This is a genomic window from Pseudomonas sp. K8, from assembly GCF_014889455.1.
In the GTDB taxonomy this organism is placed as follows: domain Bacteria; phylum Pseudomonadota; class Gammaproteobacteria; order Pseudomonadales; family Pseudomonadaceae; genus Aquipseudomonas; species Aquipseudomonas veronii.
In genome coordinates this window covers 123,870-138,749 of the sequence record NZ_VJWO01000008.1, presented here as the reverse complement: position 1 = coordinate 138,749, position 14,880 = coordinate 123,870, and the positions used below count along the sequence as shown (strand labels likewise).

15 protein-coding genes are annotated in these 14,880 nt (G+C 62.4%); 9 read left to right on the top strand and 6 right to left on the bottom strand.

The features are described 5' to 3' along the window. Positions 1–14 precede the first annotated feature (14 nt). The 8 genes from INT12_RS31915 (at position 15) to INT12_RS31215 (ending at position 7,235) form a co-directional block, all read left to right on the top strand. Entirely contained in the window at positions 15–2,162 is a 2,148-nt protein-coding gene (locus INT12_RS31915; protein ID WP_193039664.1) for a methyl-accepting chemotaxis protein, read from the top strand. Positions 2,163–2,165: 3 nt separating this feature from the next. Further along, positions 2,166–2,678 carry a chemotaxis protein CheW gene (locus INT12_RS08575; RefSeq protein ID WP_226926074.1) on the top strand — a complete coding sequence of 171 codons (513 nt, stop codon included), beginning with the start codon at positions 2,166–2,168 and terminating at the stop codon, positions 2,676–2,678. Positions 2,679–2,733: 55 nt separating this feature from the next. Then, positions 2,734–3,258, top strand: a complete 525-nt coding sequence (locus INT12_RS08570; protein WP_026140027.1) for a chemotaxis protein CheW — start codon at positions 2,734–2,736, stop codon at positions 3,256–3,258. 21 nt (positions 3,259–3,279) lie between these two features. Next, positions 3,280–4,083, top strand: coding sequence for a CheR family methyltransferase (locus INT12_RS08565; RefSeq protein WP_017847000.1), 804 nt, complete (start codon positions 3,280–3,282; stop codon positions 4,081–4,083). Beyond that, entirely contained in the window at positions 4,076–4,597 is a 522-nt protein-coding gene (locus INT12_RS08560; protein ID WP_046483201.1) for a chemotaxis protein CheD, read from the top strand. Before INT12_RS08565 ends, INT12_RS08560 begins: the two co-directional genes overlap by 8 nt. After that, positions 4,594–5,664 (top strand): protein-glutamate methylesterase/protein-glutamine glutaminase, encoded by a 1,071-nt coding sequence (locus INT12_RS08555; RefSeq protein WP_017847002.1) that lies wholly within the window; start codon positions 4,594–4,596, stop codon positions 5,662–5,664. The genes INT12_RS08560 and INT12_RS08555 overlap by 4 nt, the downstream gene beginning before the upstream one ends. A gap of 371 nt (positions 5,665–6,035) precedes the next feature. Further along, the gene (locus tag INT12_RS08550; protein ID WP_017847003.1) at positions 6,036–6,788 is read left to right on the top strand and encodes a hypothetical protein; all 753 of its coding nucleotides are present in this window, start codon (positions 6,036–6,038) and stop codon (positions 6,786–6,788) included. Between the two features lie 276 nt (positions 6,789–7,064). Next, positions 7,065–7,235, top strand: a complete 171-nt coding sequence (locus tag INT12_RS31215; RefSeq protein WP_226926067.1) for a hypothetical protein — start codon at positions 7,065–7,067, stop codon at positions 7,233–7,235. Between the two features lie 114 nt (positions 7,236–7,349). Here the strand turns inward: INT12_RS31215 and INT12_RS08540 are convergent, their stop codons facing one another. After that, entirely contained in the window at positions 7,350–8,501 is a 1,152-nt protein-coding gene (locus INT12_RS08540; RefSeq protein ID WP_102618293.1) for an MFS transporter, read from the bottom strand. 352 nt (positions 8,502–8,853) lie between these two features. On the opposite strand from INT12_RS08540, the gene INT12_RS08535 reads away from it, so the two are divergent. Continuing rightward, entirely contained in the window at positions 8,854–9,849 is a 996-nt protein-coding gene (locus INT12_RS08535) for a diaminopimelate epimerase (RefSeq protein WP_193039672.1), read from the top strand. A 43-nt stretch (positions 9,850–9,892) separates the two neighbouring features. Here the strand turns inward: INT12_RS08535 and codA are convergent, their stop codons facing one another. The 5 genes from codA to queD form a co-directional block, all read right to left on the bottom strand. After that, complete coding sequence (gene codA, locus INT12_RS08530; RefSeq protein ID WP_046384046.1) at positions 9,893–11,128, bottom strand: cytosine deaminase; 1,236 nt, start codon at positions 11,126–11,128, stop codon at positions 9,893–9,895. A 27-nt stretch (positions 11,129–11,155) separates the two neighbouring features. Further along, positions 11,156–12,361 carry a PucR family transcriptional regulator gene (locus INT12_RS08525; RefSeq protein ID WP_046384045.1) on the bottom strand — a complete coding sequence of 402 codons (1,206 nt, stop codon included), beginning with the start codon at positions 12,359–12,361 and terminating at the stop codon, positions 11,156–11,158. Then, on the bottom strand, positions 12,358–13,626 hold the full coding sequence (gene codB, locus INT12_RS08520; protein WP_193039666.1) for a cytosine permease: 1,269 nt from the start codon (positions 13,624–13,626) through the stop codon (positions 12,358–12,360). Before codB ends, INT12_RS08525 begins: the two co-directional genes overlap by 4 nt. Before the next feature lie 191 nt (positions 13,627–13,817). Further along, positions 13,818–14,441 carry an NUDIX hydrolase gene (locus INT12_RS08515; RefSeq protein WP_017847009.1) on the bottom strand — a complete coding sequence of 208 codons (624 nt, stop codon included), beginning with the start codon at positions 14,439–14,441 and terminating at the stop codon, positions 13,818–13,820. A 31-nt stretch (positions 14,442–14,472) separates the two neighbouring features. Next, complete coding sequence (queD, locus tag INT12_RS08510) at positions 14,473–14,829, bottom strand: 6-carboxytetrahydropterin synthase QueD (RefSeq protein WP_017736453.1); 357 nt, start codon at positions 14,827–14,829, stop codon at positions 14,473–14,475. Positions 14,830–14,880 lie beyond the last annotated feature (51 nt).

The following is a 14,880-nucleotide window of genomic DNA, read 5'->3' as shown; positions in this document are numbered from 1 at the left end:
AGGAGTTCCTCGCCATGACCGTTATCAGAAATATCATGCTGTTGGTTTTCACCGCAGCGCTCGGCGTTGTCGTGTTGGGTGGTACCAGCCTTTACCTGGCTGGTGAAATCAATACGAGCGCCAGTTATGCCAACACCAATACCGTGCCCAGCTTGCTGGAAATCGACCGTGCGGCGGCTGCGTTCACCGACCTTCACACCCTGGAATGGCAACGTCTGAACGATTCCGAAAAAAACTTCGTGTCCAGCTATGCACAGAACGTGGCACAGAACTTCAGCGCGATTGGCAAAGCCCTGGATCACTATGAGGGCGCATTGGTCTCCGACGACCATGACGCAGCACTGTTGAAGCAGTTACGTGGCCGCTTGGCTGAATTCGCGACCCTGCAGGCGCATTTCGACAAGTTCATCGACGACGGTGATCAAGCCTCGGCCCGCGCATTGATCGAGGCCAGCCAGCCATTGCAGAGCGCGGTGCTGACGACGATCGGTGAGCTGCGCGAATACAACCTGGAACTGGGGCGCAAGGGCCAATTGGTTGCCACCGCCACTGAGAAGAATGCCCGCTCCCTCATCCTGCTGGTCAGCGCGCTGACATTTTTAGCCACCGCGTTGGTGGGCGCACTTCTGGGACGCAACCTGATGCGCCAACTCGGCGGCGAACCGGTGGCCGTGCGCGCTTTCGCCGCTCGCTTGTCAGCGGGGGAGCTGGATGCCAAAGCCACGCTCAAGCCCGGTGACACCACGAGCTTGATGGCGTCCATGCAACAACTGGGCGCGAGCCTGCATGGGCTGGTCGCGGAGATAAACCGCATGTCCAGTGAACACGACAAGGGCGACATCGATGCACAGATCGATGCTGGCCGCTTTCATGGCAGTTACCGCTCCATGGCCCAGGGCATCAACGAGATGGTCAACGGCCATATCAGCGTGAAGAAAAAAGCCATGGCCTGTATCCGCGCGTTCGGCGAAGGCAATCTGTCGGCACCGCTTGAGCAATTCCCCGGCAAAAAAGCCTTTATCAACGAGAACATCGAGCAACTGCGGGCCAATATCCTGGCGCTCGTCGAAGACACCAGCCAGATCAGCGACAGCGCGCTGATCGGCAAACTCGATACCCGGCCTGACGCCGCTCGGCATCAAGGTGATTTCCGCCGCATCATCCTGGGGATCAACGGTTCGCTGGATGCGATCATCGTGCCGATTACTGAAGCCATGGATGTCTTGTCGGCGATGTCCAATGGCGACCTGACCCGGACCATCAACGGCGACTATCAAGGCAAGTTCCTGGAACTGAAAAACTCGGTCAACGGCACCGTGGAAAAACTCTCGGAAATCATCGGCGAAGTGCGCGGCTCAGCCGATTCGCTGTCCAGTGCTTCCGAGGAGATCTCCGCCACTGCGCAAAGCATGGCGCAGTCGGCGTCCGAACAGGCCGCGTCGGTGGAGCAGACCTCGGCATCGATGGAGCAGATGTCGGCGTCCATTGCTCAAAATACCGAAAATGCCAAGGTGACCGACGGCATGGCGGGTAAAGCCAACAAGGAAGCCTCGGAAGGCGGTCGCGCCGTGAAGGACACGGTGGCGGCGATGAAGACCATCGCTGAGAAAATCGGCATCGTCGACTCCATCGCTTACCAGACCAACCTGTTGGCGCTCAACGCGGCGATCGAAGCGGCGCGTGCCGGCGAGCACGGCAAAGGCTTCGCGGTGGTGGCGGCCGAAGTACGCAAACTGGCCGAGCGCAGCCAGATCGCGGCGCAGGAAATCAGTGAAGTGGCCAAGAACAGCGTGGCCTTGGCGGAACGGGCGGGCAACCTGCTTGACGAGATTGTGCCTTCGATCGCCAAGACCTCTGATCTGGTGCAGGAAATCGCGGCCGCCTCGGAAGAACAATCCATCGGCTCCGAGCAAATCAACAGCGCGATGTCGCAGATGAGCCAATTGACCCAGCAAAACGCTTCGGCCTCCGAAGAGCTGGCGGCGACGGCCGAGGAAATGAGCGGCCAGGCCGAGCAGTTGCAGGAACTCATGGGCTTTTTCAGCGTACAGAGCAAGCGCGCCGGGCGGACCGCCTCGATGCCCGTGATCAATCGCGCGGCATCCACGTTCGACCAGGATAGCCGTGCGGTGGAGAGCGGTTTCGTCCGCTTCGGGAGCTGACCCATGAGCGCCACAGCCGTTATGCCGAACACTTTGGAGTCAGCGCCGCAGGTCGATGAGCCCTTGCAGTACCTGACCTTCTTGGCTGACCAGCAGATGTATGCGGTCAATACACTGAACGTTCGCGAAATCATCGAATACAACCAGGTGACCACGGTGCCGATGATGCCGACATTCCTGCGCGGGGTGATCAACCTGCGCGGTTCAGTGGTGCCGTTAGTGGACCTCAAGGCGCGGTTTGGCAAGGGTGTGACGGTGCTGGGCAGCCGAACGTGCATCGTCATTCTTGAAGCGGCGAAGGAGGGCGAGTCCCAGGTGCTGGGGGTGGTGGTGGACTCGGTCAGCGAAGTGATCGAGATCCTCGATATCGATATCAAGCCCGCGCCGGCCTTTGGTAACCCTATCCGTACCGACTTCATCCGGGGGATGACCAAGGTGCGAGGTGCTTTTGTCACGCTGCTGCAAATCGAGCAGGTGTTGTGTGTCGATGAGATGGCCGGCTTGATGCGAGCTTGACGTGTACGACCGCGCCTCCCGGCGCGGCCGCAAAGTAATCGATGCGAGGTGAGTCATGGCGTTATCCATCGCAAGTCCAGGTAAAGCCACGGTCTCGAGCCCTAGCCAATACCTCACCTTCGAGTTGGGGGATGAGATGTTCGCCGTCGGCACGCTCAACGTGCGAGAGATCATCGAATACGGACCGATCACCAGCGTGCCGTTGTTGCCGCCCAGCATCCGCGGCGTGATCAATCTGCGCGGCGCGGCGGTTCCGGTGCTGGACCTGGGCGTGCGCTTTCGCGGCGAGCGCACGGTGCAGACCTCGAGGACCTGCTTTGTGATCCTTGAGGTACAGGCCAATGCCGGGGGCAAGCCGGTGGGCATCATTGTGGATGCGGTCAGCGAGGTCCTTGAAATCGCCGATCAGGATATCGAACCGTCCTTGAATTTCGGGACCGATGTCAGAGCGGACTTCCTGTTGGGCATCGGCAAATTGGAGAGCGGTTTTGTGTTGTTGCTGGATATCGGTCGCGTGTTGTCCCTGGAGCAGGTCGATGTGCTGGCAACCCTTGATCCCTTGCTGCCTTCAACTGCCTGATTGTTTTTTGGGAGTGTCCTCATGAACGTGATTCTCTCCGATGCGGAGTTCCTGCAGTTTCGCACTCTCATTCATCAAATCGCCGGCATCAGCCTGTCGGATGCCAAAAAACAGTTGGTGAGCGCTCGGCTCGCCAAGCGCCTGCAAGTGTTCAAGCTCAATACCTACGGCGCGTACTACAAAGTGCTGATGAAGGACGCGACGGAACTACAAGTGGCGGTCGATATGCTGACCACCAACGAAACCTACTTCTTCCGCGAGCCCAAGCATTTTGATTTCCTGCGCGATGTCGCACTGCCCGAACTGCGTGGCAGCGGGCCTTTGCGTGTATGGAGCGGCGCCTGCTCGAGCGGTGAAGAGCCCTACACCCTGGCCATGGTCCTGGCGGACAGCCTCGGCGGCCGGCCCTGGGAAATCGTCGCATCGGATATCAGCAGCCGGGTACTGGAAACGGCCCGCCAGGGGCGCTACCCCCTCGAAGGCACGCGCGGCATTCCCCAAGCGTTGCTCAACAAATATTGCCTCAAGGGCGTCGGCGCCAACCACGGTTGCTTCATGGTCGAACCGGCGCTGGCGTCGAGGATCGATTTCCAGGCTATCAACTTGAACAATCCGCTGCCGAAACTGGGAATGTTTGACGTGATCTTCCTGCGCAACGTGATGATCTATTTTGACAGCGAGACCAAAGTGCAAGTGGTCAAGCGCCTGGTCAGCCACCTCAAGCCCGGCGGCTATTTCCTGGTCAGCCATTCGGAAAGTCTCAATGGCGTGACCGATGAACTGCGACTGGTCAAGCCTTCGATCTATCGGAGGCCGCATGCCTGACACCCCACCGTCCCGCGAGGTGTACCTGAATCCCGGCGAGTGGTTTTTCGGTTCAGGCGCCATTCGGCTGCGCACCGTGCTGGGCTCATGCGTTGCATTGGTGGTCTGGCATCCGCGGCGCTTGTTGGGCGGCATGTGCCACTACCTGTTGCCGCGGCGCGCAGTGAAGAGATCGGCTGCACTGGATGGTCGCTACGGCGATGAGGCGCTCCAATTGCTGCTCGGCCGAATGCACGCGATCAAGGTGCCGCCGACGGAGTTCAGAATCAGCGTGTATGGCGGCGGGGATATGTTTCCGGGGCTGGCGCGTTCGGACAATCACTACGTTGGCCAGCGCAATGTCGAGCAAGCCAGGCACCTGCTCGATTCGCATCATTTGCGGTGTCACAACTTTCATGTGGAAGGCGTGGGTTATCGAACCGTGGTGTTCGATCTGGCCAATGGCAACATCGAACTCAACTACCTGGCCCTGCATTGGCCACTCAGCAGCCCTCATGGAGAGCGTGCGATATGAGCCTTATCAAAGTACTGATCATTGACGACTCCGCGGTGGTTCGCCAGGTGCTGACGGCGACCCTTGGGCAAGACCCGGCCATTGAAGTGATCGGCGCGGCGGCGGACCCGGTGTTCGCCATGGACAAGATGAACAAGCAATGGCCGGACGTCATCGTGCTGGACGTCGAGATGCCGCGGATGGATGGCATTACGTTCCTCAAGAAACTGATGGCCGAACATCCGACGCCAGTGGTCATCTGCTCCACGCTGACCGAGAAGGGCGCGGCCACCACCATGCAAGCGCTGGCGGCCGGTGCGGTGAGTATCGTGACCAAGCCGCAACTCAATTTGCGTCAGTTCCTGACCGACAGTTCCGATGAATTGGCCGGTGCCGTCAAGGCCGCAGCCCGGGCCAACATGAAACGCATGGTGCCGTCCAGCGAGCGAGCCCCGGTCAAGCTGACTGCCGACGTCATACTGCCGGCGAGCACGCAGGCCATGGCGCGCACCACCGAAAACATCGTCGCCATTGGTACGTCCACCGGCGGCACGCAAGCCCTGGAGCTGGTGCTGACTGCCTTGCCCAGGGTGTGCCCGGGAATCGTGATCGTGCAGCACATGCCGGAACACTTCACCGCGGCATTTGCCGAGCGGCTCAACCGCCTGTGCGAGATCGAAGTCAGGGAGGCGAAAAATGGCGATCGCGTCATTCCCGGTTGTGCGTTGATTGCTCCCGGCGGCAGGCACATGTTGCTCAAGCGCAGCGGCGCCCAATACCTGGTTGAAATCGTTGATGGGCCCCCTGTCAGCCGGCACCGCCCTTCGGTGGACGTGCTGTTTCGTTCGGTCGCCCGCAGTGCCGGCGGCAACGCGCTGGGCATCATCATGACGGGCATGGGGGACGATGGCGCTCGCGGGTTGAAGGAGATGCACGACAACGGCGCGCTGACGCTGGGCCAGAATGAAGAGTCGTGCGTGGTGTACGGCATGCCTAAGGAGGCCTTCAAGCTCGGTGCGGTGGAGCGCGAGTTGCCGCTCGAGCAAATTCCAGCCGCGATTCTGCAGTCCATGCACCTGCGCCGCTGACGGTTGATGCTGGTGAACCGAGGTTTTTTGCGCGCCTGGGTCGGGTTGGGCGGCGAGGGGGTTGGCTGCGCCGAAACGGCTTGGGAAGGTGATGAGTTCCGTATCTCAGCAGATGCTCTTCCTACCTGGGCGCTGGAAACTTTCAGCGCGATCAGGAACCGACTCCCACAGTTCTGCCACACAGGATAAGCCTGCTTCCGCTGGTTTGCTTGACGATTTGTCGATCGTCGGGGCGCCTGGAGCGCTGAGGCAAGGCGTCTGATCAAACCGAACTGGAGAACTAAATGTCGGCATCAGTATTCATGCAGTCTGTCGCTCACTCCTCTGATGACAAGTCTTTCAGAGACCCCATGTCCATTGCCGAGCGGTCTATGAGCTCATCGGCCAGCCAGAGCCTGTTCTGGGATTCGTATCACTTTGGCTCAGCATTCGGCAGCACGTCGTCGCGCCCGTACTTCGGCCACGGTCATTATCACTCGGGGCCGCCGCAACGTCCGCTGCCCGATAATGTGCGCCCGAACCCCGGCCCACCGCCGCGCCCAACCCCCGAGCGGCCGGACCCGCATTACTCCAAGCAAAGCAATCAGCAACTGGCCCAGGCGCTGCTGAGCAATTACGGCGCGTTCAGGGAAGGGCATTTTTCGCGGCAAGTCACCCTCGAAAGCCTGAAAAAAATGGCCGAGCGACCGTTGACCGGCAACCCGCAGATGGACGCCAATATCCGCCTGGCGAAGGAACTGCTGCGGCGTCCCGAGCTGGTACGCGCGCTCGATCGAAACATGAGCACCGGTGCTTCGGATGGCCGCTTGTCCAGGGACGACATTATGAGCGTCATCGGTTCCGATAACCCCTTTAAACTCAAAGACGACAAACAGCTGATCAAGGAAATGCTCGGCCATTTCCAACAGTTGAAGGGCAACGGTCGGGGCGACAGCATCAAGCTCGACAAGCTCAAAGAGTTTGCGGCGCAGGCGTTGACGGGCAACCCCTTCACTGACCATCTCATCCAATTGGCCAAGGAAGTCATGGCCCGTTCGATTCTGCAGGGGCGGATGGACAATGTTGACGAGTGGCAGCGCGACGGCAAGATTTCGCGACGCGAACTGCTGAAACTGCTGCGTTAACTCTGGCACAGCCGAATGCCGCGTCACTCGCGGCATAGGTTGGCAAGCGTAGTGAGCAGGAAGCACCACTTCAGTCAGGGAGGAAGGGTTTTACCACGAAGAGATTGCCATCGGCCGTTGAATGGCTGCCGGTGTCTTCACCTACCGAATCAGGTCTGGACTATGAATTCGACATCCTTTGAATCTCAGCCCTCCCAGTACACGGTTGCGAGCCTGGCGATGCCTGCACGGGAAGCAGGCCTCCCAAGCACATCCCGTTCGCAGGCACTCAACCTCATGTCTTCGCCGAAGTTCAGCTTCAGGGCGCCCACCGCCGAAGACTTCGATAAAGGTTCTCGAACATTCACGGAGGAACCGTTGTCCAGCCCTGTGTTTTCCACGCTCGCCGGGTTATGGCACAAGTTGTCTTGCCGTCTGGCCAATGACACCGAGCGGCATCTGGGCTAACCACTGAACCGTTCTGCCAGGCACAGCGCTGCGGACGGGAAACGATAAGGCAGGGAAGAAACGATCAGGCGTACATGAGCTACTTGAAGGATTCAGGCCGCTCATGTCCTTTGCTCATACCCGCAGTATTTTGCCGCTGACCGCCACCGCTGCGAGCAATCCCCCGATCAACAGGAAGGCAGTCGCCAGGCTGCTGCCATGGGCAATGAAACCGATCACCGCGGGCCCCGCGAGAATACCGGCATAGCCGAGGGTGGTGATGGCCGGCACGGCGATGTGTTCCGGCATGACGGTCTGCTTGCCGACAGCGGTGTAGAGCACCGGGACGATATTTGAACATCCGGCGCCGACCAGCGCATAGCCCAGCAGGGACATGGCCCAGGCCGGTGACAGGGTCGCGAGGAAGATCCCGGCCGCCGCCAGCGCCCCGCCGGTGACGATCACCCGGGCAGCCCCCAGTCGACGGACAATCCGGTCGCCGGTCAGGCGCCCGGCGGTCATGGTCAGGGCAAAGGCCGCATAACCCAGGCCGGCGTAGGCTTCATCCAGGCCGCGTTCGGCGCTGAGGAACACCGCGCTCCAGTCGAGCACGGCGCCTTCGGCCAAAAACACGATGAAACACAAGCCGCCGATAAACAGCACCACGCCGTGGGGAATGGCAAACGGCGGCCCGGCGCTTTCACTGCCGTAGGGCAACCAGTGGGGGGCGGCCTTGAACAGCGCCAGCGCCATGATGACGATCACCACCAGGGTCGCCTGCAGCGGCGAAAACCCCAGCCCCAGCAACCCGGAAACCCCCGCTGCGCCGACGATGCCGCCCAGGCTGAACAACCCATGGAAGCCCGACATCATGGTTTTGCCGCTGGCGCGCTCGACGATCACCGCTTGCAGGTTGACCGTGGAGTCGACCGTACCCAGGCCCGCGCCGAACAGGAACAGACCGGCCATCAGCAACGGGATCGAACTGACCGTGGCGAGCATGGGCAACGCCAGGCAGATCAGGACCGTCCCGGCGCTCAGTACGCGCCGGCAACCATAGCGCGAGGCCAGTGCGCCGGCCACCGGCATGGCGATGATCGAGCCGCCCCCCAGACACAGCAGCAACAGGCCCAGGGTGCCCTCGTTGAGTTCGGCGCGGGCCTTGGCATACGGCACCAACGGCGCCCAGGCGGCGATGCCGAAGCCGGCGATGAAGAAGGCGATGCGCGTCGACATTTGCTCCAGCCGCCCGGGAACCACGGGCGCTGGGGTGGGGATGGCAGTCATGGAGAATCCTTGGTTTTGCGTTCAACGAACGATGTCCGGCGCGACATCCTTACACATCAAGCCTGATCGAGCGAGCCAGGTTCACGCGGCGTTCGCGCTGGCGACGGGTTTTATTTTCGCCAGCACGGAACGCTCTGGACACTGGCTGCCACCTAGAGGACATCGACGTGTAGGAGGTGGTCTGGAAGGTGCGTAATCCCCGTGAGAATTGCTGAACCCCAGGCTTCCTGCGGCGGATGACGCACCTTCCAGACCACTTCCCACGCGCCGACCGTTCTGTAATACGCTGCTGCTTCTGTGTGCAGACGATTGGACGGACGAAGCGATGAAGGACTTTCAGCCAGGCGACCCCTTGACCCGGTTCTACGATGCCCGCGGCAATATCTATGGGGTGGTCAGCCCGGCCTGTTTGCGTCGCCACGGGGTCGAGGTGCCCGACACTGCGGCCCTCGCGGCGAGCCGGCGGGACGCTTGGGCACTGCCGGCCATTGCCGCCGAATGTGGCTGGGGGCCTTCGCCGCGTCCGGCCGGCGCCAAGGCGCACCGTTGTGATGGGTTGTTGGTCGGGCCGTTCCAGGCGGCGCCGCCGTTCGACCTGTTGATCGTCAATACTGACGGCTCCCTTGCGGAGCGCAGTGGCAATGGACTGACCATCTTCGCCCAGGCGCTGAGCGATCAGGGCTTGATGACGCAGGGCTGCGAGCTGCGGGTGCATCACGATAAACAGGATGCGAAGTCGCCGCTGGCCACCTATGTCGAACCGGCACTGCACGAGCAGGTGCGTGGGTTCTGGCTGGCGTTGGGGCAGCCGGCGTTCGGCCCCCTGGCGGTCGGCGCGGACCTGCCTGGCACCGAAGAGGGGGCGTTCAGCCATGTGCCCGCGCTGGCGGCGATCAACCCGGCATGGACGCGCAGCCAGTTTGTGCGGGTGGGCAACCCCCATTGCGTGACGTTGGTGTACCAGGCCGCTGCGCTGCCGGACAATCTGCCGATGCACCAGAGCGCACTGTTCGAGCCCTTGCAGGCGATTGCATTTGCGCCACCTGCCGGGCGTGGCCAGCCCTGTGTGGCCGGGGTCAACTTGCAATGGGCTGCCCAGGCGTCCGGCAATCGAGTGCTTGCGCGGGTGTTCGAGCGGGGAGAGGGGCCGACGGCGTCCTCCGGGACCAGCGCCTGTGCCGTGGCGTGCGCCGCGTGGCGCGCCGGTTGGGTCGCGGGCGGGGAGGTCGCGGTGGTGATGCCGGGCGGTACGGTGCCGGTTCGGTTGCAGATTCAGGATGCGACAGTGCTGAGCGTCAGCCTGTTCGGGGCTGCGCGGCCGCAGCTCGATGCAGGGCCGCGCGGCTGATCGCGTCGAGTCGTATCAGCGGCTGTCCATCGAACCCCGCGTGCTACAAAAACGTCACCTGCGCCGGCTGGCGCTTCATCAACACCTTGCCGTTGCGGATCGAGTACAGCGCCAGGCCCTGGCTGCGAATCACCTCGTAGTCGCTGTCGGCCGAGAGGATCAACAGGTTGGCCGGCCGGCCGGGTTCCAGCCCATAGCGATCGCCGAGGGCCATGGCCTTGGCGCTGTTGTCCGTGACCAGGTCCAGGGCGTTTTGCAGGTTGCGGTAGCCGAGCATGTGGCAGATGTGCAACCCGGCTTCGAGCACCCGCAGGATGTTGCCGTTGCCCAGGGGATACCAGGGATCGACGATGGAATCCTGGCCGAAGCACACGTTCATGCCGGCTTCCAGCAGTTCGTTGACGCGGGTGACGCCGCGCCGTTTCGGGAAACTGTCGAAGCGCCCTTGCAGGTGAATGCTTTCGGTGGGGCAGGAGACGAAGCTGATACCGGAATGCCCGAGCAGGCGGAACAGTTTGGCGCAGTAGGCGTTGTCGTAGGAACCCATGGCCGTGGTGTGGCTGGCGGTGACGCGGGCGCCCATGTCGCGGCTGCGCGCTTCTTCGGCGAGCACTTCGAGGAAACGCGAGTGCGGGTCGTCGGTTTCGTCGCAATGCACGTCGACCAGGCAGCCGCTGCGTTCGGCCAGGTCCATCAGGAACTTCACCGAACTCACGCCCTGGTCGCGGGTGTATTCAAAGTGGGGGATGCCGCCGATCACGTCGGCGCCCAGGCGGACGGCTTCTTCCATCAGCTCGCGGCCGTTGCGGTACGACTCGATGCCCTCCTGGGGAAAGGCGACGATTTGCAGGTCGATCAGGTGCGCAGTGTCCTCGCGCACTTCGAGCATGGCTTTGAGCGCGGTGAGGTCCGGGTCGGTGACGTCGACGTGGGTACGCACATGCTGGATACCGTGGGCGGCGAGGGCCTGGATGGTTTTCCTGGCGCGGGCCTTGGTGTCTTCGTGGGTGATGGTGGCTTTGCGTTCGCCCCAGCACTCGATCCCTTCGAACAGGGTGCCGCTCATGTTCCAGCGCGGCTCGCCGGCGGTGAGGGTGGCGTCGAGGTGGATGTGCGGTTCGACGAAGGGCGGTATCACCAGGTTGCCGGCCGCGTCGAGGTCGTCGGGCCCCGCCGTGGGGGCTGTGGTTTGCGGCGTGATGCTGGCGATCCGGCCGTGTTCCAGGTGCAGATCATGCAGGCCTTCACGGTTGCGCAGGCGGGCGTTGATGATGTGCATGGGCAAGTTCCTCTTGGCTAAAAACAATCAGGCAGACAGCCGCCAGATCATCAGCGCGATGCCGATGTCCAGGCGGTCATACGAATTATCCAGCCTCAGCCCGCACAGGGCTTCGATGCGCTGGACGCGGTGCGTCAGGGTATTGCGGTGGACGGCCAGGCGCTGCGCGGCGGCCACAAGGTTACCATTCTCGTGGAACCAGGCTTCGAGGGTCGGCAGCAGGCTTGGGCCATGGTGCAGGTCGTGGCGCAGCAACGGGCCCAGGCGGTCATTGAGAAACTGGTCGAGCAGCGCACGATCGCGCACGCCGCTGAGCAGCTTCAATACGCCGAGTTCGTCATACACGCAGAGCCCGGCGCGTTCGCTGAAGCGCCGCGCGGCGGCCAATGCCTGGCGCGCTTCATCCTGCGCCTGGGCCAGGCGCGCCGGCGGGTGGGCGGCGGCGCTCAGGCCGATGAACAGTTTCAGCGGCGCCAGGCGCAGGTTCAGCGGCTTCAACCAATTGGCCAGTTGCTCCCGGTTAGCCAGCGCCGCGACGGCATCGGCGGCCGGCAGCAGCAACGTCCATTGGCCGGCGCGCCCGAGTACTGGCACTGCGGCCGACAACTGCCGCAGGCGCCGGGTAATGCTGTCGTGTTGCCGCGCCAACTGCGCTTCCATCTGCGCCGCCTCGCCCTGGGCAAATAACGCGTCGCTGCCCTCCAACTGCAACTGCACGATTTGCCAATGGCCGGCCAGGGGCATGCCCAACTGGGCGGCGCGGTGCAGCAGCAGATCCAACGATTGATAGTCACCGGCCAGCAACCGCTCCAGCACATCGTGCCGCGAGCGGCCCAATTGTTCGGACTGGATCAACGCTGAACCGATCGCCTGGGTCACCAGCACCATTTTCAGTGAGTAAGGCTGTTCGATCAGCGGCATGTCGGCGGCTTCGGCGGCGTCCAGCAAGCGCTGGGGAATCGCCTGGATATAGGCCGGCCCGGTGAGAATCACCAACCCGGCCACCTGACGCAGGCAGGCTTCCTCCAGCAGTTGCAGCAAATTCGCTTCGTCCCGTGGGTGATTGATACCGGTGACGAACACCAGTTCGCCCCCCAGCACCCACTCGGCGATGCCGCTGTTCTCTGCGACATACGGCCAGCGCACGGCATTCTCCAGGCCCGCCGCCCCGGCGCGCAGGCACAGGGAATCCAGCCCTGGCAGGGCGAGCACATCGGCAATGGTCAGGCTCATGCCTGTGCGTCAGCCAACGGTGCCCGCACACGCAGTACGGCGCTGAGTAACGTGTAGGTCAGCGACGCGGCGACGATCCCCACCAACGGCGCCACCCAGGGCGAATTGAACGCCAGTACGGTGCCCACGGCGTAGGCGGTCAGCCCCGGCCAGTTGAACGCCGGCAGGCGCGCATCGGCCAGGCGTGGATAGCGGCCGCGGTAGCGATAGAAAAAGTCCGCCATGATCACCCCGCCAATCGGTGGAATTACCGTGCCCAGCAGGATCAGGTACGGCACCAGCATGTCGTACATGCCGAGCAGCGCCAGCAGCGTGCCGATCACTGCACCTGCCAGGGTCACCGTCTTGCGGCGGCGGGTGCGCAGCAGGTTGCAACCGGCCACGGCGAAGTTGTAGATGGTGTTGTCCTGGGTGCTCCAGATATTGAGCAGCAACATCGCCATCGCGGCCGTGGCAAAGCCTTGCAGCAGCAACACCTCCACCACGTCGGGCTGTTGATAGACGATGGCGCCATAAGCCCCGATCAGCACCATCAAGCCATTGCCGACAAAAAAACCGATCAGGCTGGCGAGCACCGCGACCTTGGCCGAGCGCGAAAAGCGCGTCCAGTTGGTGGCCTGGGTCGCGCCGCTGACAAAGGTGCCGAACACCAGGGTGATCGCCGTCGACACGTCCAGTTCCGACGTCGGCACCACCGCCAGCAAGCCTTGCAGCCCGCCGACTTTCACCGTGGCGACCCACATCGACAGGCACAACAGAATGCCCATGGCCGGCACCGCGATGTAGGACAGAATCTCCAACCCGCGATAGCCCACGTAGGCCGTGGCGCAGAACAGCAGGCCAAACAGCACCATCAGCACCAGCACGCTGCCCTGGCTCAGCTCGAAATATTTGCCCAGCACCACGGCGGCGGTGGCGGTACCCCAGGCGTACCAGCCGATCTGGGTGAAACCGAGGATCAAATCACTGAGCTTGCTGCCGACTTCGCCAAAACAGAAGCGCCCCATCAACACCGAATTCAGGCCGCTCTTGAACGCGATGTAACCCAAGCCTGCGGCATAAATGCCCAACAGCAGGTTACCCAAGGCCACGACGCCGAGCATGTCGACGAAACTGAACGCCACGCCCAGCTTGCCGCCGGCAAACATGGTCGCGGTGAAAAAGGTGAAGCCCAGCAGCACCATGGCGGTGGACGCCAGGCCCTTGCGTGCGTGCATCGGGACTTCGCTGAGGGGGTAATCGTTGCCCGGTTCTTGCTGCGTCATGTGCCTTGCTCCCTGAATGAGTGACGCAGGCCTATTGCACCGCGCGTGCCAATTGAGCAGCAGTGACGGGCGCACGGTGGGTGTTGTGCAGTATGCACAGGATTTATCGCCAGACAGGCGCGGAACACGGGCGGGAGTGGTCGCGGTGCCCAATCAGGCACGAAAGCGGTGCAGCGGTGATACAAATTGGATCAGTCGAACAGCGTCAGCGTGGTTTCGCCGCGATGAAACGCAAAGGCCGCCTCGAGATCGCTTTCGATGGTGCGCCCACGGGACAGCGGCGGCAGGTCGTCGAGGGCGAAAAAGCCCACCTCGGTGGTTTCGAACCCGGCCGTCGGCGCCAGTTGGTCGACCCGTTCACACAGGAAATACAGCTTGTAGAAGTCCCGCACATCCGGGCGATACAAGCCCTTGGCCTTGTGCGTGACGCTGTAGAGCGCCCGCGCCGTCACCGTCAGCCCGGCTTCCTCGCGGATCTCCTTGACGATGTTTTCTGCGGCCGACAGACCGATATCGGCATAGCCCCCCGGCAGTGCCCAGCAACCATCGGTCGCCTCGCGCACCAGCAGAATGCGCTCGCCGTCGATCACTGCGCCGCGGACATCGATCATTGGCGTCGAATAGCGCTGGGCGAAATCCGGGACCAGCCCGCTGATGCGCTCCAGCGGCACATTGCCCAATTGCGCGAGCATGCTGTGGGCGATCTCGGCAATTTCTTCCAGGCGCTCGCGTTCGAAGTCGTCGGTGCAAAAGTGCAGCCCCGTGGAAGCCAATGCCTGCAAGCGTTTGGCCTGGGCCAGCCAGGTGTTTTCCATGGGGCGCTCCCGCAGGGCGTTGACGTGAGGGTTACTCGCCGCGATAGATGCAGCCGCTGGTGCAGGTTTCGTGGATGCGAATCGCGCTGAGTTCGGGCAGCAGGGGTTTCAATTCGGTCCAGATCCACTTGGCCAGTACTTCGCTGGTGGGGTTTTCCAGGCCGGGGATGTCGTTCAGGTAGTTGTGGTCGAGGCGTTCATAGAGCGGCTTGAAAATCGCCTTGATCTCCGAGAAGTCGCGAATCCAGCCGGTATGGGGGTCCAGGTCGCCGCTCAGGTGGATCGCCACCTTGAACGAATGCCCATGCAGGCGCCCGCATTTGTGGCCGTCTGGCACGTGGGGCAGGCGGTGGGCGGATTCGAATGTAAATTCCTTGAAGATTTCCACAGTATTTTTCAGCTCGGTCAGGTTTCTGGCAGGCGGCGAGTTTAACAGCTA